At 38.9% G+C, this 21,602-nt stretch carries 24 protein-coding genes; 12 read left to right on the forward strand and 12 right to left on the reverse strand.

Features of this window, described 5'->3' with window-relative positions; translation table 11 throughout:
- Positions 1-187: 187 nt before the first annotated feature.
- The 3 genes from rimO (at position 188) to iscX (ending at position 2,781) form a co-directional block, all read left to right on the forward strand.
- The gene (rimO, locus tag MOMA_RS07700; protein ID WP_009501962.1) at positions 188-1,651 is read left to right on the forward strand and encodes a 30S ribosomal protein S12 methylthiotransferase RimO; all 1,464 of its coding nucleotides are present in this window, start codon (positions 188-190) and stop codon (positions 1,649-1,651) included.
- Between the two features lie 46 nt (positions 1,652-1,697).
- Positions 1,698-2,387 (forward strand): MOSC domain-containing protein, encoded by a 690-nt coding sequence (locus tag MOMA_RS07705; RefSeq protein ID WP_009501963.1) that lies wholly within the window; start codon positions 1,698-1,700, stop codon positions 2,385-2,387.
- Between the two features lie 193 nt (positions 2,388-2,580).
- The gene (gene iscX, locus MOMA_RS07710; protein ID WP_009501964.1) at positions 2,581-2,781 is read left to right on the forward strand and encodes a Fe-S cluster assembly protein IscX; all 201 of its coding nucleotides are present in this window, start codon (positions 2,581-2,583) and stop codon (positions 2,779-2,781) included.
- Positions 2,782-2,835: 54 nt separating this feature from the next.
- Here iscX and MOMA_RS07715 read toward each other — a convergent pair whose 3' ends face one another.
- The gene (locus tag MOMA_RS07715; RefSeq protein WP_009501965.1) at positions 2,836-4,413 is read right to left on the reverse strand and encodes an RNA polymerase factor sigma-54; all 1,578 of its coding nucleotides are present in this window, start codon (positions 4,411-4,413) and stop codon (positions 2,836-2,838) included.
- Positions 4,414-4,615: 202 nt separating this feature from the next.
- Here MOMA_RS07715 and MOMA_RS07720 point away from each other — a divergent pair, with 202 nt between their 5' ends.
- The gene (locus MOMA_RS07720) at positions 4,616-5,560 is read left to right on the forward strand and encodes a nitrilase-related carbon-nitrogen hydrolase (protein ID WP_009501967.1); all 945 of its coding nucleotides are present in this window, start codon (positions 4,616-4,618) and stop codon (positions 5,558-5,560) included.
- Between the two features lie 65 nt (positions 5,561-5,625).
- Positions 5,626-6,084, forward strand: coding sequence for a cyclic nucleotide-binding domain-containing protein (locus tag MOMA_RS07725; RefSeq protein WP_009501968.1), 459 nt, complete (start codon positions 5,626-5,628; stop codon positions 6,082-6,084).
- A 33-nt stretch (positions 6,085-6,117) separates the two neighbouring features.
- Here the strand turns inward: MOMA_RS07725 and MOMA_RS07730 are convergent, their stop codons facing one another.
- The 4 genes from MOMA_RS07730 to lptM form a co-directional block, all read right to left on the reverse strand.
- Positions 6,118-7,038 carry a tyrosine recombinase XerC gene (locus MOMA_RS07730; protein ID WP_152411816.1) on the reverse strand — a complete coding sequence of 307 codons (921 nt, stop codon included), beginning with the start codon at positions 7,036-7,038 and terminating at the stop codon, positions 6,118-6,120.
- A 21-nt stretch (positions 7,039-7,059) separates the two neighbouring features.
- Positions 7,060-7,959, reverse strand: coding sequence for a diaminopimelate epimerase (gene dapF, locus MOMA_RS07735; protein ID WP_009501971.1), 900 nt, complete (start codon positions 7,957-7,959; stop codon positions 7,060-7,062).
- A 189-nt stretch (positions 7,960-8,148) separates the two neighbouring features.
- Positions 8,149-9,459 (reverse strand): diaminopimelate decarboxylase, encoded by a 1,311-nt coding sequence (gene lysA / locus MOMA_RS07740; protein ID WP_009501972.1) that lies wholly within the window; start codon positions 9,457-9,459, stop codon positions 8,149-8,151.
- 2 nt (positions 9,460-9,461) lie between these two features.
- Positions 9,462-9,659 carry an LPS translocon maturation chaperone LptM gene (gene lptM, locus MOMA_RS07745; RefSeq protein ID WP_009501973.1) on the reverse strand — a complete coding sequence of 66 codons (198 nt, stop codon included), beginning with the start codon at positions 9,657-9,659 and terminating at the stop codon, positions 9,462-9,464.
- A 701-nt stretch (positions 9,660-10,360) separates the two neighbouring features.
- Here lptM and MOMA_RS07750 point away from each other — a divergent pair.
- Positions 10,361-12,202: a DEAD/DEAH box helicase gene (locus MOMA_RS07750; protein ID WP_009501975.1), complete on the forward strand. Its 1,842-nt coding sequence runs from the start codon at positions 10,361-10,363 to the stop codon at positions 12,200-12,202.
- 101 nt (positions 12,203-12,303) lie between these two features.
- Here MOMA_RS07750 and obgE read toward each other — a convergent pair whose 3' ends face one another.
- The 5 genes from obgE to MOMA_RS07775 form a co-directional block, all read right to left on the reverse strand.
- Positions 12,304-13,530 carry a GTPase ObgE gene (obgE, locus tag MOMA_RS07755; RefSeq protein WP_009501976.1) on the reverse strand — a complete coding sequence of 409 codons (1,227 nt, stop codon included), beginning with the start codon at positions 13,528-13,530 and terminating at the stop codon, positions 12,304-12,306.
- Positions 13,531-13,683: 153 nt separating this feature from the next.
- Complete coding sequence (tolA, locus tag MOMA_RS07760; protein WP_009501977.1) at positions 13,684-14,679, reverse strand: cell envelope integrity protein TolA; 996 nt, start codon at positions 14,677-14,679, stop codon at positions 13,684-13,686.
- Positions 14,680-14,709: 30 nt separating this feature from the next.
- Positions 14,710-15,231 (reverse strand): protein TolR, encoded by a 522-nt coding sequence (gene tolR / locus MOMA_RS07765; RefSeq protein WP_009501978.1) that lies wholly within the window; start codon positions 15,229-15,231, stop codon positions 14,710-14,712.
- An 82-nt stretch (positions 15,232-15,313) separates the two neighbouring features.
- Positions 15,314-15,985 (reverse strand): protein TolQ, encoded by a 672-nt coding sequence (tolQ, locus tag MOMA_RS07770; RefSeq protein WP_009501979.1) that lies wholly within the window; start codon positions 15,983-15,985, stop codon positions 15,314-15,316.
- A gap of 4 nt (positions 15,986-15,989) precedes the next feature.
- A complete protein-coding gene (locus MOMA_RS07775) occupies positions 15,990-16,754 on the reverse strand; it encodes a hypothetical protein (protein WP_009501980.1) in 765 nt (254 codons plus the stop codon).
- Between the two features lie 242 nt (positions 16,755-16,996).
- On the opposite strand from MOMA_RS07775, the gene MOMA_RS07780 reads away from it, so the two are divergent.
- From MOMA_RS07780 to MOMA_RS07805, 6 genes are all read left to right on the forward strand, one after another.
- Positions 16,997-17,326, forward strand: a complete 330-nt coding sequence (locus MOMA_RS07780; protein WP_009501981.1) for a hypothetical protein — start codon at positions 16,997-16,999, stop codon at positions 17,324-17,326.
- Positions 17,327-17,333: 7 nt separating this feature from the next.
- Positions 17,334-17,588, forward strand: a complete 255-nt coding sequence (locus MOMA_RS07785; protein ID WP_009501982.1) for a hypothetical protein — start codon at positions 17,334-17,336, stop codon at positions 17,586-17,588.
- A gap of 261 nt (positions 17,589-17,849) precedes the next feature.
- Positions 17,850-19,247: an APC family permease gene (locus MOMA_RS07790; protein ID WP_009501983.1), complete on the forward strand. Its 1,398-nt coding sequence runs from the start codon at positions 17,850-17,852 to the stop codon at positions 19,245-19,247.
- Between the two features lie 162 nt (positions 19,248-19,409).
- Entirely contained in the window at positions 19,410-19,796 is a 387-nt protein-coding gene (locus tag MOMA_RS07795; protein ID WP_040625358.1) for a DsrE family protein, read from the forward strand.
- Between the two features lie 81 nt (positions 19,797-19,877).
- Positions 19,878-20,183 carry a hypothetical protein gene (locus MOMA_RS07800; protein WP_009501985.1) on the forward strand — a complete coding sequence of 102 codons (306 nt, stop codon included), beginning with the start codon at positions 19,878-19,880 and terminating at the stop codon, positions 20,181-20,183.
- Positions 20,180-20,512: a TusE/DsrC/DsvC family sulfur relay protein gene (locus MOMA_RS07805; protein ID WP_009501986.1), complete on the forward strand. Its 333-nt coding sequence runs from the start codon at positions 20,180-20,182 to the stop codon at positions 20,510-20,512. The genes MOMA_RS07800 and MOMA_RS07805 overlap by 4 nt, the downstream gene beginning before the upstream one ends.
- Positions 20,513-20,530: 18 nt before the next feature.
- On the opposite strand, the gene MOMA_RS09925 is transcribed toward MOMA_RS07805, so the two are convergent.
- Together MOMA_RS09925 and MOMA_RS07815 are read right to left on the reverse strand one after the other, a co-directional pair.
- On the reverse strand, positions 20,531-20,839 hold the full coding sequence (locus tag MOMA_RS09925) for a YdcA family protein (protein ID WP_009501987.1): 309 nt from the start codon (positions 20,837-20,839) through the stop codon (positions 20,531-20,533).
- 81 nt (positions 20,840-20,920) lie between these two features.
- Positions 20,921-21,460 carry a tRNA (cytidine(34)-2'-O)-methyltransferase gene (locus MOMA_RS07815; RefSeq protein ID WP_009501988.1) on the reverse strand — a complete coding sequence of 180 codons (540 nt, stop codon included), beginning with the start codon at positions 21,458-21,460 and terminating at the stop codon, positions 20,921-20,923.
- Between the last annotated feature and the right edge of the window lie 142 nt (positions 21,461-21,602).

Genomic DNA, 21,602 nt, shown 5'->3' on the forward strand with positions numbered 1-21,602 from the left:
TAACAATGCCTTGTAATGTATCACAATTGACAAAAAAACAAAAGTAGAAAAAGCAAGGTAATTGTTTTTACAATATCATTTTTACAATATTGTTTTTACAACAATCACAAAAAACGTTAAAATAGACAGTTTATTTGTATGTTTATTTTTTTATATTTAATTTTATGTTTAGCCAAAAGTGAAAACCATGAGCCAACCACAGATTTTTAACCCACAACATTCTAACCACCAACAAAACCATCATAAAGCCAATCACAACCAAAATCGCAGCCTTGCCCAAAACGCCCAATTTGCCAAAAACACACCAACAAACGACAAACCACCAAAAATCGGTTTTGTTTCCTTAGGTTGTCCAAAAGCCTTGGTTGACAGTGAACGCATCATTACCGAACTTACCAAAGACGGCTATCAAGTGGCAAGCGACTATGATGGAGCAGATTTGGTTGTAGTGAACACTTGTGGCTTTATTGAAAGTGCGGTACAAGAAAGTTTAGATGCAATTGGTGAAGCTCTAAACAAAAATGGCAAAGTGATTGTAACAGGCTGCCTTGGCAAAGATAGCGAAAAAATCCGTAGCATGCACCCTGCTGTGCTTGCTGTAACTGGAGCCCATGCTTATGATGAAGTGGTAAACGCAGTCAATCATCATGTACCAAAACCCACAAAATCCAAAACCTATGATCCAAAAATTGATCTAATCAATGACGCCGGTATTAAACTTACACCAAAACATTATGCGTATTTAAAAGTCTCAGAAGGCTGCAATCATCGCTGTACGTTTTGTATTATTCCATCGCTGCGTGGTGATTTGGTTAGCCGTCCGATTGACAATGTCATGAAAGAAGCCGTCGCCTTGGCAAAATCAGGGGTAAAAGAGCTGTTGGTTATCTCACAAGATACTTCCGCTTATGGCTTGGATCTGAAATACAAAATGACCTTTTGGGAGGGCATGCCAATTAAATCTAAGTTTTACGATATGTGCCAGGCGTTAAACCGCCTTGGTATTTGGGTGCGCCTGCATTATGTTTACCCATATCCGCACGTTGATGAGGTGGTAAAACTCATGTCAAAAGACAAATTACTGCCCTATCTTGACATTCCGTTTCAACACGCAAGCCCATCTGTACTAAAAGCAATGAAACGCCCCGCCCATAGTGAAAATGTGCTAGAACGCATTCAGCAGTGGCGTAAAATCTGCCCTAACATCGTCATTCGCTCTACTTTTGTGGTGGGCTTTCCGGGCGAAACCGAAGAGGATTTTGAATATTTATTGGACTGGCTAAAAAAAGCACGCTTAGATCGCGTTGGTGCGTTTACTTATTCCACAATCGAAGGGGCAACTGCAAATAACTTGCCAAATCCTGTGCCAGAAGAAATCAAACAAGCACGTTATGAGCGTTTAATGGCATTACAACAACAAATTTCTGCTGAAAAATTGCAAGAAAAAGTTGGTGCAACATTAACCGTTTTGGTTGATGAGATTGATAATGAAGAAAACATTGCGATTTGTCGCAGTTATGCAGACGCACCAGAGATCGATGGGCATGTGTATGTAGACAATATCGACGCAACGGTTAAAGTCGGTGAATTTTTGACAGTAACGATTGACGAAGCCAGTGAATATGATCTATTTGCAAGTTTTGCAAGCTAAAATTTTTGCAAGCTAAAATTGCCAAACAACCCTAAAAGGCATTTTAATGAACCCTTTACCACAAAAAGTTGGCATACTCACGCACCTACGCATAGGCAAAGCCAAACCCTTTAGCCGCGAAAAATTAAGTGCCATTCACAAAATACCAACCACCGAAAGCCGATTTGTCAATGAACTTGGCATATCCGAAGATGAACAAGCCGATCTGCGTCATCACGGAGGATACCTAAAAGCGGTGCATCAAATGTCCACCGAAACTTACGAGCGACTTAACGCCCATTTTGGCATAAACTTACCCATCGGTGCATTGGGCGAAAATTTAACCGTACAAGCACCAAATTTTAACATGAACGAAACCAACGTTTGCATCGGTGATGTTTACCATTTTGGCAATTTTAATTGCACAGATGCCGTAAAATTACAAGTTGTTCAGCCACGCCTGCCCTGCTACAAAATCAACGATGTGATTAACAAACCCCATGCCAAACACGCCGCTTTATGGCTTAGCACCAACGGCATTAGCGGTTGGTATTACAAGGTGATACAAACAGGCAATCTTCAAGCAGGCATGGAGGTTTTTTTGGCAGCTCGCCCCTATCCGTTTGCCAATTTGCAAGCACTATGGCAACTCATCAACCAACAAAGCAACCTTGACAACGACACCCTTACAATGTGGCTTAACATCGACTGTTTGGCAACCAGTTGGAAAGAAAATTTAGCCAAAAAAGCACGGTAATCAAAAAAAGCACTGTTATTTTTCTCAAAAATCTGTTATGTTATTTGGTTTCGCCAGATTGTTTTGGTTACACAGTTTTATTACAGTTTTATTACAGTTTTATTACAGTTTTATTTTAACCAACCAAACCAACAAATTAAACCAAACAAATTAAACCAAACAAATTAAACCAAATGTAACATTAGGAAAATTTATGACACTTAAATGGTCTGACACACTGGACATTGCCCTTGAGTTGGCAGAAAAATACCCCAACGAAGATGTACAGTACATACGCTTTACCGATTTGCACCGCTACATTACAGAATTGGAAGAATTTGACGACGATCCTGAAAAATCCAATGAAAAAATCTTAGAAGCAATTCAGATGGCTTGGCTTGACGAGATGGATTAACACGTTGATTAATAAATTCATCAGTAAAAACCAAAACTGGTCTAAAAACAAAGCCTAAAAACGTTGTTTACGCTGAGTTGACGATCCAATGTGCATTGCTTCGCGGTATTTGGTAACGGTACGCCGTGCAATATCAATCCCTTGTGTTTTTAAATTTTCTACAATGGTATTGTCAGACAGCGGTTTTTTTGGATTTTCATTGTCAATCATTTGTTTGATCATTGCACTGATGGCAGTTGATGATACGTTTTCGCCATCTTCGCTTGCAACATGACTTGAGAAAAAGTATTTTAACCCAAACAACCCTTTTGGCGTAAGCATGGTTTTACTCGTGGTGATACGTGATACTGTAGATTCATGCAACCCCACTTCATCAGCCACATCTTTTAAAATCATCGGTTGCATAACGGTTGCCCCATGCTCAAAAAAACTTTGTTGGCGTTTGACAATGCAAGTTGCCACTTTTAGCAAATTTTGATTGCGCTCTTCTATGCTACGGATAAACAGGCGTGCATCGTTTAAATGCTCACGCAAATATAGATTTTGGGCACTTTCATCATTACGTTTGATTAAATTTGCGTATTCTTGATTAATGCGCAGTTTTGGCAATGTATCAGAATTGAGACTCACTTGCCAAGAATCTTTATGTTGCACCACCAAAACATCAGGAATGTCATAGCTTTCTGGACCAAAATCAAACTGGCTTTGGCTTTGTTGATACGCGGATGCAGGGTTAGGATCAAGCGTGCGAATAAGTGCCAAAGCCGGCTGAATATCCTCAATATTTAAGTTGGTTTCTTTTAACAGTGCATTGATGTTATTGGCAATAATTAGATCAGGATAGCTTAACAGTTTTTTGGCATTTTCTAAATTTTCGCTATCGTTTGGCAAATGATTTAATTGCAACAACAAACATTCCGATAAATTTCTCGATCCAACCCCAAGCGGTTCACAACTTTGGATTTGCTTTACAACCGCCTCAACATTTTCAAGCGTCAGATCCACTTCTTCAACCTGATAAAACGACAACATTGTATCTAAACTAGCAAACAACTCATCGGTCGTCAAACGAATAAAACCCTTTTCGTCCATGCTGTCAATTAAATACTCGGCAATAACCATTTCAATATCAGACAAATGTTTAAAATTTAACTGCCAACGCACATGATCTTGAATGTTACCGCGCGTGCTAAATTTATAAGCATCATCTAACTCATCAATATCTGCATGCAAAGCAGTGGGCGATTCATGCGTGTAAACCTCACCCCAGTCGCTATCGATGGCCATCTCAAGGTTATTACTGGCAAAATATTCACTGCTGTCTATTGCATCACTGCCATAATCTTGATAATCATCTTGGCAATCATCTTGATAATTGTCCTGACTTGATTTGCTTAGGCTATTTTTTAAAGAAAAATCATCTTGCAAAAAATCACCACTTAGATCATCACGGTGCGTATCATTGCCAAATTCGTCTTGTTCAATGCGTTCCAGCAGTGGGTTACTATCCAACTTTTGTTGAACTTCTTGTTCAAGCTCAATACTTGACAATTGTAACAAGCGAATCGCCTGTTGCAATTGGGGTGTTAGGCTTAAACCTGTTGTCAGTTTTGCTCCCAGTGCTATTTTCATTGCAAATCACCTATGGTTTTATTTTACATGATTTTTATCGTTATTTACAAAGTTGAATGTAAAAATTCAAGGTTGAATGTAAAAATTTTAGCAAAAATTATGTATCTCGACAATATTTTAACATTTTTTTGGCAAAAATCGGTATAAAACGTGCTAAAATGGGTTAAAATTTTGCCAAAAACCAACAAAACAGGACAAAACCATGCCAAAAGTTGCTTGTGTCCAATTAAACAGCCAAACCGATATTTTGGCAAATCTTATTCAAATTGAAAGTGCGGTAAAAACTGCAGTCAGTGTTGGTGTATCGCTTGTGGTGTTGCCTGAAAACGCGTTTTGTTTTGGCAAACAAAGTTTGGCCGCCCAGTATTTTCACGCCTTGCACGATTGGTGCAGCAAAATTAGCCAACATTATCAAATCCACTTATTGGCAGGAACATTGCCCTGTCCATTTCGCCCAAATGGTATGCCTGTGGCTTCGGGTAAATTTCGCCAAACATCGTTGTTGTTCGATCCATCGGGTGATTGTGTGGCACGTTACGATAAAATTCATCTGTTTAAAGCCACGGTTAATGACTCTATTGCAAGCTATGACGAGGGCATAACCTTTGAAGCGGGTAATGAACCTGTCGTGGCAAAAACCGTGCTTGGTAATATTGGCATGATGGTGTGTTTTGATTTGCGCTTTGCCAGTTTGGCTATACGCTTACGCCAACTTGGAGCTGAAATACTCACCATACCATCTGCTTTTACTTACGCCACAGGCAAGGCACATTGGCAAACATTGCTTACCGCCAGGGCACTGGACAGTCAATGCCTAACACTCGGTGCAGGACAAACAGGCACACACCTAATTAACGATCGGCACAGGCAAACGTGGGGACATAGCCAAATTATCAATGCGTATGGTGAAACGATTGGCAAATATCTTACCAAGCCTTTGCCAAATTTCGATGCCTTGCCAATCAGTCAACAAGCAACATCTTGGCTAGATTTAAACGAAAATTCCACCAACAAAAAACCTGATAACTATCAGTTAATAAATTATCAGTTGATAATCGCAGATTTTGACAACGCACAACAACAAATTTGGCGACAAAACATGGATTTAATGGCAAGCCTGCGTTTTGATATTCATAATCCCTGCTAATAATCAAATTAAATAAAGTTAAACTAAACTAAACAAAATCAACCAAGGATAAATTAAGAACAACCATGAACAACAGCTTATTTGATTATTTAAAAAAAAGCCCCTTATTTGCCAATTTTGACCCTTATATGTTTCAAATATTAGAACAACGCTTGGTTTTTAAAGAGCTTTTTGCTGATGAGTTTTTATTTCACGAAGGAGAGCACGGCGACTATATGGCATTTGTATTGATCGGCGGGCTTGATGTGTTAAAATCAAACCCAACCAAATCTGCGCATCTTGTCCATATTGGCCACATTGAACAAGGTGATACGATTGGTGAGATGGCATTAATTGACACATTAACACGATCGGCAACTGTGCGTGCATCGGAAACAACTGCATTGGTATTGCTGACCAAAAAAGATTTTGAGACACTGTTAACCGATTATCCAAGGGTGGCAATTGAAATTTTGCGTGGCATTGCAATTTTATTAAGTTTAAAACTGCGCAAAACCACTGAAAATTTAAGTCGTTCTTGTTAATGCTTTAATAATGGCTTAATAATAATGGCTTAATCAAGAACGACGCGAACGCGGATGGGCATTGTCATAAACTTTGGATAAATGTCCAAAATCCAAATGGGTATAAACTTGCGTGGTGCTAATGTCGCTATGTCCAAGCAATTCCTGCACGCCACGCAGATCGCCACTGTCGCTTAAAATGTGCGAGGCAAAACAATGTCTAAGCAAATGCGGATACACATTTTGGGAAATGTTAGCACGTTTGGCATGGTGTTTAATGCGTAACTGTACCGTTCTGGTTGTCAAGCGTTTGCCAAATTTTTCACTAATAAAAATCGCACTGTTGCTTACATTGTCGCGTTGCCACAACTGACGATAAGGCAAATAATCTTGCAAGGCTTGCCAGGATTTTTGACCGATTGGCACAAGGCGTGTTTTACCACCCTTACCCAAAACCCTTACAATTTGTTGTTGTTTGTCAATATCGCTTAAGTTTAACCCTACCAATTCACCAACGCGAAGTCCGCTGCCGTACAACAACTCAAGCATGGCTTTATCACGAAGCCACAGCGGAATTTGTTTGGCATGCTTAGGTGGTGCTTGATCCAGCAGTTGGATTATAATATCCATATCCAATAAAGGAGGCAAAGGACGTGTCGGACGTTTTAAACGATGGGCAGTGGTTGGATTTTCGTGGATAAAGCCTTGTTTTAACAACCATTTAAACAGTTGGCGCAATACAGTTAACTCATGTTGTACACTGGATTTTGCAAGTTTGTCTTTATCCAAACGATCTACAAGATAATCACTGATATGTTGACGGTGAATTTGACTGATGTCATCACAGTCAAGTTGTTGCAAAAACAGCAAAAAAGGACGCAACGCTTGACGATAAGTGCGCAACGTCGCAACCGTATAATTTTGCACAGTTAAAGAATCAAGCCATTGCTCGATTAATGCCAACATACTATTCATCTAAATACTATTCATCTAAAATTATTCATCTTCTGCCACTGATGTCGCAAGTTTCATGCCTGCCCCTGCCATTAAACCTTCTGGACTAAACACACCCTCATACACAAAAGTTGCAGGGCCAGTCATATACATCGGATAGCCGTCTTGCCAATGGATAATCAAGCTGCCCCCATACAACTGGGCTCTGATATCCACGCCTTCATCTAACCAACCCTCACGCACACCTGTTGCAACCGCAGCACAAGCCCCTGTACCGCAGGCTTGAGTTTCGCCCACACCGCGTTCATACACACGCAAACGAATATGACGGTTGTTCATCACTTGCATAAAACCAACATTCACTTTTTCAGGAAATGCAGGGTGCGACTCAATTGCTCGCCCAAGTTTTTCTACATCTGCTGTTAACACATCATCTACTCGGATAACCGCGTGTGGGTTGCCTATATTTGCCACATAAAGCGTTACAGGTATGCCCTCTACATTTAGGCGATATGAGTTTTGCACTTTGGTAATGGCTTTTGGCGTAAATGGTATCTCATCAGGTTCAAATTTTGGCTTGCCCATATCCACTTGCACCCAACCATAATTATCGGTACTAAGTGCAATCACGCCCCCTGCCGTCTCAACGCGGATTCGCTGTTTAAACGACAATTTGCGAGCTTGGATAAATCTGGCAAAACATCTAGCCCCATTGCCACATTGTTGCACCTCCGATCCGTCTTGATTAAAAATGCGATATTTAAAATCCACATCAGGACGCGTGGGCGGTTCAACAATTAACAATTGATCAAAACCAATTCCCAAATGACGATCGCCAAGCAATCTGACAAAATCTTCTGTCAAATCCAAACGCTGAGTAACAAGATCTATCACCATAAAATCATTACCCAGGCCGTGCATTTTTGTAAATTCAATTAACATGATACTTCCTTAACTTTTTGGTTTTATACAATTTTTGCAAATACTATATTATATATCAAATATTATATTATAAAATCAAATACTATAATTATAAAATATTATATTAACATGATATGCCAAAAAAATTGATAAGCATTTTGTAAAATTTACGCCAATTTACCCAAGTTTTTCAGATTTTCCAAACCCACTTTAACCCAACAAATGTTCACCTTCCCACAAACTTGCCACAGTTTCGCGTTCGCGAATCAGGTGAATTTTGTTGTTGTCAATCAATGTCTCGCATGCACGCGGACGACTGTTATAATTGCTTGACATGCTAAAACTGTATGCTCCAGCACCTGTGATAGCAAGCAGATCGTTTTCGGCCAAAGCCAGTGTGCGATTTTTTGCCAAAAAATCCCCCGTTTCACAAATTGCCCCAACAATATCCCAGATTTTATTGTCAGCTTTATTGTCAGCATGAGTGTCAAGATTGACAGGTATCACCGCCATGACTGCTTCGTATAAGGTTGGACGGATTAAGTCATTCATTGCACAATCCACCACTGCAAAATTTTTATGCTCGGTCGGTTTTAAAATGTCTACTTTTGTCAGCAAAACGCCAGCATTTGCAACAATGCTTCGTCCGGGCTCTAAATAAAGTTTTAGCCCAAGCGTTTTTAATTTTGGCAATAAAGCATTGGCAAAATCTGTTAAATTTACAGGCGTTTCATCGGTATAACGCACACCCAGGCCACCACCTAGATCAATGTGTTTTAAATAAATGTCATGGGTTTTTAATTGGCAAATCAGTTCAATCACTTTATCAAGGGCATCGATAAAAGGGTTAACTTCACTCAATTGAGAACCAATATGACAATCAATGCCAACAATCTCAAGGTTTGGCAAGGTTTTGGCAAGTTTATAAACCTGTATCGCTTCAGCATGACTGATACCAAATTTATTGTCTTTTAAACCTGTAGAAATATACGGGTGCGTTTTTGCATCTACATCTGGATTAACTCGCAAAGAAATCGGAGCGGTTTTCGCCATTTTTTGTGCAACCTCGCTTATGCGATACAACTCGCTAACCGACTCCACATTAAAGCAAGCAATACCAACTTGTAGTGCTTGTGCAATATCAGCATGACTTTTGCCAAGCCCTGAAAAAACGATTTTGTTGGGATCGCCACCTGCTTTTAGCACGCGTGCCAATTCTCCACCTGTAACCAAATCAAAGCCTGCACCTGCTTTTGCCAACGTTTGTAAAACCGCCAAATTAGAATTAGCCTTGACTGCGTAACAAATTTGGCTTTCAATGTCAGAAAAACCATCAACATACGCCTGATAATTTGCCAAAATTGCCTGCTTGCTATAAACATACACAGGCGTACCAAATTCATTGGCAACGGTGTTTAAATCCACTTTATCCATGGTTAAGCGGTTGTTTTTATACGCCAAAAATGGCAAATGAGCAACGTGTTGGATTGGGTTGATTGTAAATGTATCGTCGTGAGTCATTACTATACCTTTAGTTTTTGGTCAGATTGTTCTTTATTTGGGCTATCACCGTGCTCTGATGAAATTGACTGATTGGTCTTATCAGGCAAATACAAACTGCCTTTTTGTCCACAAGCTGTTAATGCACATGCAACCACAAGCAAAACCAAACGCACGCTTTTGCCAAACCAAGAATTAAACCAAGCAATATTATGTAACATAAATCAATTTTCCAAAAATAAGTTATTTTACCTTGTTATCACTTGTTTTGATAGCAAAATTTTGATAGCAAAAAATCCATGCTTTTTTGTTAATCTATGCTTTTTTTGTTTATGTAAAACATTTATGTTTATGTAAAACATTTATGTTTATGTAAAACATTTATGTTTATGTAAAACATTTATTTGCACAAAAAATACTTGCTTTTTATTGCCATTTTAGGTAAAATAACTCCTTTCATTACGCTGATAGCAATGTCAAGTTTATTCCAAATCTTGTCAACATTATAAACGGTTAAAATTATAAAGCATTGTTAATAATCATGTTAATATTAACATGTTAATACTAATAAATTAACAATAGTTTTCAATAGTTTTGCCGTTTGATATCATTTTAGCATTGTAATAAAAATTTCCACTTTTTGTCATTTTTAACCGTAAAATATTTTTACCAGTAACTCGTAAAATGACACTTGAGATTGCAATGCTCAAATAACACGATTTTTGTGTTGAACGTACTTTAATCAGGTGAATTTGATTAAGGTTCTGAGTTTTGCTTTTTTGCGTGTAATTTTTACACTTAAAACCAAATGATTAATCACAACAAATCCAAAACTTTTAGGGTTTTAGGGTCGCTGATTGGTTGGCATTTGTTTTTAAGGTTATTTTTTAAAATTATTTTAAAATTATTTTAAAGGTTTTTTATGACAAGTATCGATCGTTTTTTAACCACTGCCCACCAAAATCACCAACCAACCGACAGCTTTAACCCTCAATTAAGCGAAATTTTACAGCCTCTGAATCCGCTTGACAACACCAACCTTGACAACACCAACAAAGAAAATTCAGACAATTTAGGTTTTGCCGATTTGGGATTGTCCAACATTTTGTTAAAAAGCATTGAAAAAACAGGCTACACCACGCCAACACCTATCCAAGCCAAAGCAATTCCTGTCGCTATCGAAGGGCGTGATTTGTTGTTATCCGCCCAAACAGGCAGTGGCAAAACCGCTGCATTTGTATTGCCAATTTTGCACCAACTAAGCAACACCCCCGCTATCAAAACCAAACAACACAAATCCAAGGCAGTAAAAGCCTTGATTTTAACTCCAACGCGTGAATTAGCCCATCAGGTTTCTGATAGCATTCGTCGTTATGGTTCGTCAATGCGTGATTTGTTTAGTGTGCCACTGGTTGGCGGATCGGCGTATGGCGGACAAATTCGTGCCTTAAAAAAAGGCGTGCAAATCATCATTGCCACACCGGGGCGTTTGCTTGATCATATCAGTGCAGGACGTGTGGATTTATCCGATCTGTCTATGTTGGTGCTTGATGAAGCCGATCGCATGTTGGATATGGGTTTTGCCGATGACATCAATGCAATTTTAGATGCCACACCGAGCAGTCGCCAAACCATCATGTCATCAGCAACATGGGATGGCGCGGTAGGCAAAATTGCCGAAAGTTTTACCGAAAACCCAGAACGCATTAGCATTAAAGTAGAAACCGCCCACATTGATGAAAAAGTGTATTTTTGTGATAATTTTGACCATAAAAACAAATTACTAGAACATTTAATTTGTGATAATGAACGCAGTCAAGCCATTATTTTTACCGCCACCAAACGCAGCAGCGAAGAACTTGCCGAGCGTTTGCAAGAATGGGGGCATAAAGTTTGCTACTTACACGGTGATTTGCCACAAGGCAAGCGTAACCGTATCGTTGCCGATTTACGCAGTGGCAAATATCAACTTGTTGTGGCAACCGATGTAGCAGCCCGCGGTATTGATTTGCCTAATATCAGTCATGTGTTTAACTATGATTTGCCTCGCCAAGTTGAAGATTATGTGCACCGCATTGGTCGATCAGGACGAGCAGGACGCACAGGCATTGCAATTAACTTATGCAGTCGCGATGATCGTCGTCAACTTGGCAACATCAACCGCTATCTAAAACGTGATATGTCTGAAGCTGTGGTGGAGGGACTTGAACCAAAATTTATCGAACGTCATGATCGCGATGCCAAAAAAGGACGCAGCAAAGGACGTTTTGGCAAAAAAGCAGATTTTAGTGGGCGTGAAAAATCTTTTGATCGCAAACCAAAATTTGACAACAGCGAGCGTTCGTTTGACAAACGTTCAGTTGACAAAAAGACACGCTTTGCTCGTGATGATCGTTATGAAAATAAAAAAACCGAAAACAGCAAAAAATTTGCTGATTTTGACAAACAACCGCGTAAATTTGGACAAGATTTTAACAACAGCTTAAGCTCCAACAGCCCCAACTATGAAAACCGCGATAAACCGTCAAACCGTCGCCAAGCAGAAAGCCGTTTTAATAACACCAAACGCAACAGTCAGTCTTTTGCCAAAAAAGACAACCAAGACAGTCATAAAAGTTTTGACAAAAACAGCAAAAAATTTGCTAAAAAAGGTGCTGATAAAAACAGCATTGATAAAAAATCAAACTTTGAATCCCACAAAGCCAAAAACACCAAAACTGATCTATACCGATCATCTACCAAACGCCGTCGTTCGCACGATTAATTGCATTACCAAAATCACAAAAAGAATCACAAAAAAAAGAGAAAATCTAAATTTTCTCTTTTTTTCACTCAATGAATTGATGGGTTAATAAAATTGGCGGGTTAATAAGGTGCGTATGCCACTTCTACGCCGTCATCGTCATGATCGTCATCATCAAAATTTTCATCTTCTTCCATATGCGTTAAATTTTCGCGTTGGGCTTTTCGCATAGCACGATACGCCTGTTTTTGCTCTTCGCTGTTGGCACGCACTTCGGCTTCTAAACGCTCAAAACGCAAGTGTTGCTCTTTGGCAAATTCAGGACTTTGTTGTTCCAATTCTTTTTCGCGGTCAATTTCATTCATCAAATGAAACACCACATCATCAACGCCTGCCCCTGTCAAAGTTGAGGTACGAAATACAACCCCTATCCAACCAAGCTCCGCCACAATGTGCGTGCATAACGCATTTTGCTCTTCTGTTGGCACTTGGTCAATTTTGTTTAAAATCAACACTTGTGGCAATTTTGATAATTCTTTGGAAAATTTTTGCAATTCGTTTAAAATCACCTCAGCATTTTGTACAGGATCGCTGCCATCAATCGGCTTCACATCAACAATATGAAGCAGTCTGCGTGTACGAGCAACGTGTTTTAAAAAACGAATGCCAAGCCCTGCTCCTTGCGATGCCCCCTCAATCAAACCAGGTATATCCGCCATAACAAACGAACGCCCCAAACCAACATCTACCACACCCAAATTTGGTACAAGCGTGGTAAATGGATAACTGGCAACTTTTGGCCGAGCCGATGACACTTGCCGAATAAAAGTGGATTTGCCTGCATTTGGCAAACCGATCAAACCGACATCAGCAACAACTTTTAATTCTAGTTTTAACTGTTTTAACTCACCCTCAAAACCTTTGGTTGCCTTGCGTGGGGCTTGATTGGTAGATGTTTTAAAATGAGTGTTGCCCAATCCACCATCACCGCCCTTTGCCACCATGATTTTTTGTCCGCGTTCGGTCAAATCACCGATCACCTGATCAGTGTCTAAATCGATAATGGTTGTACCAATTGGTACGGATAAAAAAATATCATCAGACTTACGACCTGAACAGTTTTTACTGCGTCCATTTTCACCACGCTTGGCCTCATAGCGACGCGTATAGCGGTAGTCTACAAGGGTGTTGGTGTTGTCATCAGCAACCACATACACACTGCCACCTCTACCCCCATCACCGCCGTCTGGCCCGCCTTTTGGAATGTATTTTTCACGGCGAAAACTAACAATGCCATTGCCCCCATCACCCGCCTTGACTGTTACAACCGCTTCATCAATAAATCGCATAGCAAAACCTTTATATTTTTAGATAAACCGTATATTATAGCAGATTTTTTGGTTAAAAACACATTTTTAAAAAACACATTTTTAATTGGCAATTTCATCAACACTCATTTAACAACCAGCGTGAAATTCTTAAGCCTAAAATCTTTGATTAGGTCAATCAGCAATAAAGGTAAATTGATTGTAACGAAATTCTTCGTAAGCATCAGCAGGCGGTGGTGGCAAGGGGCTAGATGATTGCACCGCTTTTTTAAGGCTGTTTTTAAAAACCTCATCACCACTGCCTTGCACGCGAATATTGCTAATTACTCCTGATGGTGAAATGCTAAATTGCACGGTAAGTTTTTTGCCATTACTGTTGGTCGGCGGATGCCAATTGTTATCGATAATGGTTTGAATTTGGTTTAAATAATTGGCAAAATTTGCTTCATTTTTTGCCCTTGGCTTCGGTTCATTATTGGCATCTTGTGGGTGGTTGTTTGGCAAATTGTTGTTTGGCAAATTGTTGCTTAGGCTACTAGAGTTTTTTGCCAGACTTTGTCCATCTGTTGCAATGTTTTTGCTTTCAATGCGAATGCGTTTTTCATCAACACGCCTTTGAATCTCATCTCTTGCACGCTCCATATCGGCACGCAAGTTGGCTTCAATTTCGTCAATGCGATTTTTAGCAGCGGCATATTCTCTTAACGTTTGTTGCTCTTCGGCAAGTTGTTGATTAAGTTCATTGACAATGCGTTGTTGTTCGGCTTTATGTTGCTCGTCAACTTGTTTGGCCAATTGGGCTTGTTTGGCTTGAAATTCAGCTTCTTTTTGGGCAATTTCTTGCATGATTTTCGCGGTTTCTGGATTGGGCGGTGGCAGATTTTCAGCTTGATTTTGGTTTAAATTTTGCTCTGTGTCGCTCTGATCTGTGTAGCCTTGATCTGTATGCTTGGTATTATTTTGTTGCTTGGCTTTTACTTGTTCTTGCAATTGAGACAGATCTTCAGGAGAAATTAACACGGTTTGCATGGGCGGTGGTGGCGGTTCACTGTGAAAATACAACACCGCTCCTAACAACAACCCATGTCCAAAAACACTAAGCAAAACCGCCAAAAAGCGATAATCTTGGGTTTTTACAGGAATATAAACAGACGTAACTTCAGGGCGCATGGTATTTCTCGTAAAAATTTCTCGTAAAAATCATTCGTCTTTGGGTGTTTTTATTTTAGGGGTTTTATTAGGTTTGGGGTTTTTGTCAGATTTAGCGTGGCTTTCAGGCGGTGCGGTAAGCAGACCAACTTTCACAACTCCTGCTTGTTGTAATTTTGCCATAAGCGCCATAACATCACCATACGCATTGCTTTTGTCTGCATTTATCATCACCTGCATGGTTGAGCCTTCTGCATTTTGGTATTCAGGCAATTGTTGCAAGGTTTGTAACGTTGTTATCAATTGGCTTTGACTTACAGGTTCATCACTTTTGTCTTGATAGCTTAAATAGACATCACCCTTACTGTCCAGCGATACAATAACAGGCATTTGCACCCCTTGTTTAATCGCATTGGTCTGTGCCTTTGGCAAATCAATATCCACACCCGTCGTCAACATCGGCGCAGTTACCATAAAAATTACCAACAACACCAACATCACATCAATATACGGCACAACATTCATGCCTGCATTGACTTTTTTGACAGAACGGCTAAAAGGATTGGCTTTCATACGCGTCTCTTATTAAAATAGCGATTCTTATGTATACTTAATTTTGATTGTCACTTATCTTGATTGTCATTTATCTTGTTTATCACTTATCTTGATTATCACTTAGCAACATGCCCGTCATTTCATCACAAAATAATGCACGGTTTTGGTATACTTTTTCGGTTTTTGCGGTAAAATGGTTAAATGCCAACGCTGCAGGAATGGCTGCAAACAAACCTAAAGCTGTTGCAATCAAGGCTTCAACAATACCGGGAGCAACCGCCGCCAATGTCGCTTGAGAAGATGTTGACAACCCCATAAATGCCACCATAATTCCCCACACTGTACCAAGCAACCCCACATACGGTGATACCGATGCAATACTGGCAAGCAATGCCAAGCCGTGCTCAAGCTCAAGTTGCTGACGTCCAAGCCCAACACGCAATTTACGCTCCACACCGTCGATCACGTCCGATTTGGTTTGGCGACTGCGACACAGTTTTAGGTATTCAGTAAAACCAATAAAAAATATCTGCTCAAGCCCACCACGCTTAGTATTGCCTTGCACGCCTTTATACAAGGTTGGCAATTCAACCCCAGACCAAAAAGTTTTCTCAAAATAAGCATCGGTTTGATTGGCTGCTACTAAGCGACTGCTTAAACGAAAAATCGTCGCCCAACACAACAAACTTGCCAACAACAAACTTGCCATCACCAATTTGACAAACGCACTTGCCTGCACAATCAGGCTTAACACATCAATTGAAGTTTCCATTTGGTTACCTACGATTAGTTTGTTCATACAATGATTGGTTGTTAATGCAATTGACAACCGCGTCCACAATCTGTGCCAACCAAAAATCCGCCAACATCGGCGATGCCATACATTGTCTTTGTAAATCCAGTGCAATTACAGATGGTAGTGGCAAAAACCGCTGGCTTGATGACTGTTGCCACAGCACCACATTTTGTAAGGCATCACCCAGATCTGCCCTATCCGCTTGTTGAGTGCCAATAGGCTTACCAACAACTTGAAACGTAACATTGGATTGTTTGCTGATAAAATCAACCTCACCTACCAATTGCCAATGCTTAAACATTGAATTTTTTACATTTTGTAGGGCATTTTGTAAATCATCATGCTGTATATGCAACAATTCAAAATTTTTTAACGTATTCGTCCAATGCAAACGCAACGCAACTTCTGGGTTTTGGCAAAAAACCACCAATTTACCCTCAAATTTAAGCTGATAAGGCTTTGCAATTTTATTAATATCAATTTTTAACAATTCTGCAAAATCTTCTCTGGTCATCACATCGTCAAAACGCTTTAACAATGCCCCATTTAAAGGGTTTTGTGCTTTAATTTCATCAGCCAGTTGTTCATAATGATAAATGAGTTTCATCGGTTCATGCTGACCAATCAAGGCATGGGTTACCTGACAACGATGTATTTGCCAATCCATGATGGTATCGGCAATAAAATCAAAAAAATCAAGCACTTGTTGATTTTGTACTGGGGTTAATTCTGTCGTGTCGCTCATAACAGTCTATTGTAAAAGATCTATTGTAAAAGATATCGTGGCAAAAACGTGCTTATAGTACCTGTTTTTGTCAAAAAAAACCATTACCTTTCACCAAAAATAAAGATTTTTTCAACGAAACCATCATAATGAATTACAATCCATAACATTAATATACTATATTATTACAATATTTTAATTTATTCTAAATTAAACGCTTAAAACAATACAATAAATACAATAAAAGAAAGGGATTTTAGTTAATGAAAAAAATATTCTGTCTATCATTGGTTGCATTATCTGCTTTGTCCATTAGTAATTTGTCTTTTGCTCAACATGAAAATGGCGATTCGCTTCCAAGCTATGTTGGCTTTACACAACAAGCATTGGCTGATGCCAATTTACAAAAAACATTAAAACGATCACTGTCCTTGCAGGATTATAATAATTTTTATAATCATTTCTCCGATACTGATAATATCAGTTATCCATATGGCATTCTTGGTCTAAAAAACCGTAGTTTTGAAAGACGCAGTTTTGAAAGAGCAAGTGTAGAAAATAACGGTCAAAAACAAGCTCGTTTGGTCGCTTAGGTCTAAAATGCTATTTTGGCTTTGTTTTACCTTATTAACCAATTTGTTTTTTGTTTGGGTCATATTTTATCAAGGGGCGGATTGGTTGGCAAAATTGGATAATTTACCCATTGTCAATTGGCTGTCTCAAGAATACAATGCAGAACAAATTAAATGTTATGCTTGCATACTATGGATTGTGTGGGAATTTTTGTTGATTTATGGTTTTTTGAATACGGCATTTCGTGAGCAATTTTTTGATTATATTTGGTTTTTTGGATAAGTTTTTACATTTATTTGCCAATTTTCTGTATATTTTTTACACAAAAGCAAAAATTTTGTAACAAAGCAATTTTTTTGCTTTTTTTTATGAATTTTGTCTATATAATACGCTTTTTCTAAGCAGTATTATTTTTTAAAAACTTTTTTATCAATTTGTCATTTTTAATTGAATTTTTAAATTGATAAAGCCTAAACACACCCCTAATTTCATGGTTAAAATTGTTTTATCCTTGATTTGTCTAGGTACAGGAGTAAGATAGCATTGACAACATCAGCACATAGCAGCGGCGTAACGTTACAAAAAAATTTGGTGCTTTGGCACGTGATTATTATCGGTCTGGCTTATATTCAGCCAATGACTTTATTTGATACTTTTGGTATGGTTTCTCGAGATAGCGGTGCACACGTTCCGACATCTTATATCTTTGCATTACTGGCAATCATGCTTACCTCGGTAAGTTATGGACATATGATTCGCCGTTACCCTTCTTCTGGTTCAGCATATACCTATGCCCAAAAAGCCATTCACCCCAATGTGGGTTTTTTGGTAGGTTGGAGCAGTTGGCTTGATTATCTGCTCGCTCCGATGGTAAATATCATTTTGGCAGAAATTTATCTAAAAGACATTTTCCCTGGCATTGCACCGTGGATTTGGGTCGTCGGTTTGACGGCGGTGATGACGGCGGTGAACTTATTTGGTGCAAGATTTGTGGCGCGTTTTAACAGTACCATTGTGTTTGTACAGCTTGGCGTGATTGCCTATTTTACTTACCGCGTCTATGACTTTTTGGCAAATGGCGTAACCGCCGATGGTGCAATTGACACTGCCAAATACCAACTTTGGACATTTGAGCCATTTTGGAATAGCAGCACTGAAGTCAGTGCATTGATTACAGGTGCAACAATTTTGTGCTTCTCGTTTACAGGTTTTGACGCCTTATCAAGCCTGGCAGAAGAAACCAAAAACGCCAAAAAAGTTCTGCCAAAAGCAATTGTGCTAACGTCGTTAATTTCTGGGATTATTTTTATCATCAGCAGCTACTTTATGCAGATTTATTTTCCAAGCAACCCAGAAAATTACTTTAAACTGGTAGATGAAACTCAACCTGAGATTTTAAAATATATCCTAGGTGAAGCCCAAAAAACCATTGTGCTGTATTTTGCAATTATCACGGTCATGGCATCGGGCATTTCAGCACACGCAGGGGTTTCGCGTTTGATGTATGTTATGGGTCGCGACGGTGTGATTAACAAAAAATTCTTCGGATCGCTGCATCCAAAACTTCGCACGCCTGTTAACAATATTTTATTGGCAGGGCTTGTAGCATTAACCGCCATTCCGTTTGAGCTTGAAGATGTGGTTGAGTTAATCAGCTTTGGTGCATTGACTGCGTTTAGTTTTGTCAATTTCTCAGTGGTTTGCCAATATGTATTTCGCGATGGTCGTTATAGAACTGGCGGTGATATCTTTAATTATTTTGTTGTGCCAACGGGCGGTTTTATTGCGATATTTTTGATGTGGCTAAACATTGATCCAACAGCGTTAAAATACGGCTTAATTTGGGCATTTATCGGTGTGTTTTACCTTGCGTATGTTACACGTGGTTTTAAACGCCCAGCACCACAACACAACGAATTTTTACACGATGACAATGCATAAGCATAATTTTCATCAGTAAAAAACCAAAACAAAAAAGCAAACATTTTTTAGTGTTCGCTTTTTTGTTTATTTTTTAACCAAAAAAATTTACTTTTTACCAAAATCCCCTTAAAATTAGTGATTCTTTTACCAACTATGTTTATTGATAAAAACCAAACTGCTATGACAACGTTACTTTTTACCCACTCACCTTTTAGTGACAGTACCAAACAAGGCATTGAATTTATTGAAAATTTTTACAAAAACTCACCAAATTCCAAAAAAATCAATATTTTTTTATATTCTGATGCGGTATATTTAGCAAGTCGCCTAAATTGGTTGCCAAGTGATATGCCAAATCCTGTGAAAAATTTTCAATATTTACTAAATAAATATGAATTATCTGCTAAAGCATGCGTTAGTACAGCATTGGCACGTGGCATAGTGGATAGCGAAAATGCCAAACGCCATCAAATTCATGGTGAGAATATTGCCAAGTCTTGTGAATTGGTTGGTTTGGGTGAATTGGCTATGTTTTTACACAACTCAAACGATGTCTATCAGTTTTAACTTTAATTAGTTTTAACTTTAATTTAAGTCTAAAAAAACTAAATCCAAAAATCAAATCTAAGAAATCCAATCTAAGAAATTATGAAAATTTTAATCCAAATTAACGCCAATAATACCCTGCTATGTCATGAGGCCTTAAGTATGGCATTTGCACTGGCAAGTTTTGAACATCACATTCAGTTATACCTTGGAGATTATTTGTGCGACTGTCTGCAAAACGAACCTGGCGGAAAATTCGCCAAAATGCTAGCCTCATTGGCATTGTATGACATGCCAAATCTTTGGGTTAACCAACAAAATTTTAATAAACTCAACACGTTGGATCTTGATAGTCAAATTATTGAAAACTTTGACAAAACTGCTTTTGATGGTATTTTTTCCTTATGACAAATTTAACCAACATCACCGCAGAACTTGATTGTGATGGCCATCTTGCTGATCCAAACGATTGGACACCTGATATTGCCAAGCAACTTGCCAAAAACCTTGAGATACAGCTTGATGAAACGCATTTTTTGGTGCTATCAGCGGTGCGCGATTATTATCAAGCCTTTAGCCACTCTCCCACCACGCGGCCACTTATCAAATACCTAAGTCAAACTTTGCCAAACTTACAGTTGGATAACGCCAAACTACAAACTTTGTTTAATACAGGGCTTGTCGCTCGTCATGTCAATCGATTGGCAGGACTGCCAAAACCTGCCAATTGTTTATAAACCAAAACTGTACAACATTTACAAACTTGGCTTATTTGTTTTTTGTGTTGTTGCTTGATTTTTACTTTGCTGTGTTGATTGAGCCTTTTTAGCATCTTTTTTGACATCTTCGCTTGGTTTGGTAGATGTGGTAGATTTTATGCCATCACCACCACAAGTGCGTTTTGAGGCACTGATTGAACCATCTTGACACAAAAATTTGCCATCTGTTGTACAAGATTCGATGCCACCTTTTTTGCCCGAACACGGCTCTCTGCCACGCCATTCTGCATGAGATGACATCACGGTTAACGTGCTTAATGTAATTGCAATGAGTAAGTTTTTCATTCAATACCTCTTTGGGTTGTTACATTTTGATTGTTACATTTTGATCTGCTGCATGATTTTGCCAAAAAGCAAATATCACGGCTATTTTGGAGCATGTGGGTTTGGATCATATGGGGTTAAATTTTCATAGCCAACACTTTGTTGAATATCCCCAACAAAACCAAATTGTCGCCACACCTCAAACAGTGCAATTGCCACACTATTAGACAAATTTAAACTGCGAGAGGTTGGCAACATGGGCAAACGCAACCAGTTTTGGCTACCGATACTTGCCCTCACTTCATCGGATAAACCTTGCGTTTCTGAACCAAACACCAAAGCAATATTGCCAAAACCGCTAAAATCTTGATCATAAAACGGCTGTGATAATTTGGTGGTTAATGCCACTATCCGATCAATGTTTGCTTGTTGTAAGGCTTCATAACAAGTTTGCCAATTTGGATACACCCTCAGATCGGCAAATTCATGATAATCAAGCCCTGCCCTGCGTAATTTTTTATCACTCAACTCAAATCCTAACGGCTCAACCAAATGTAGCATCACCCCTGTATTGGCACACAAGCGGATAATATTGCCCGTATTGCTCGGTATTTTTGGTTCAAACAGCACGATATGTATCATAATCACTCAACTTTATTCACATAAAACTTGACACAAATTAAACACAACAATTAAACACCAAAACTAAACACAAGTGTTTTTACCAATTTTACCAAAAATTTACAACTTAGTAAAAAAAATTACACAAACACTATGGTATGAT

Source organism: Moraxella macacae 0408225 (assembly GCF_000320365.1).
In the GTDB taxonomy this organism is placed as follows: Bacteria; Pseudomonadota; Gammaproteobacteria; order Pseudomonadales; family Moraxellaceae; genus Faucicola; species Faucicola macacae.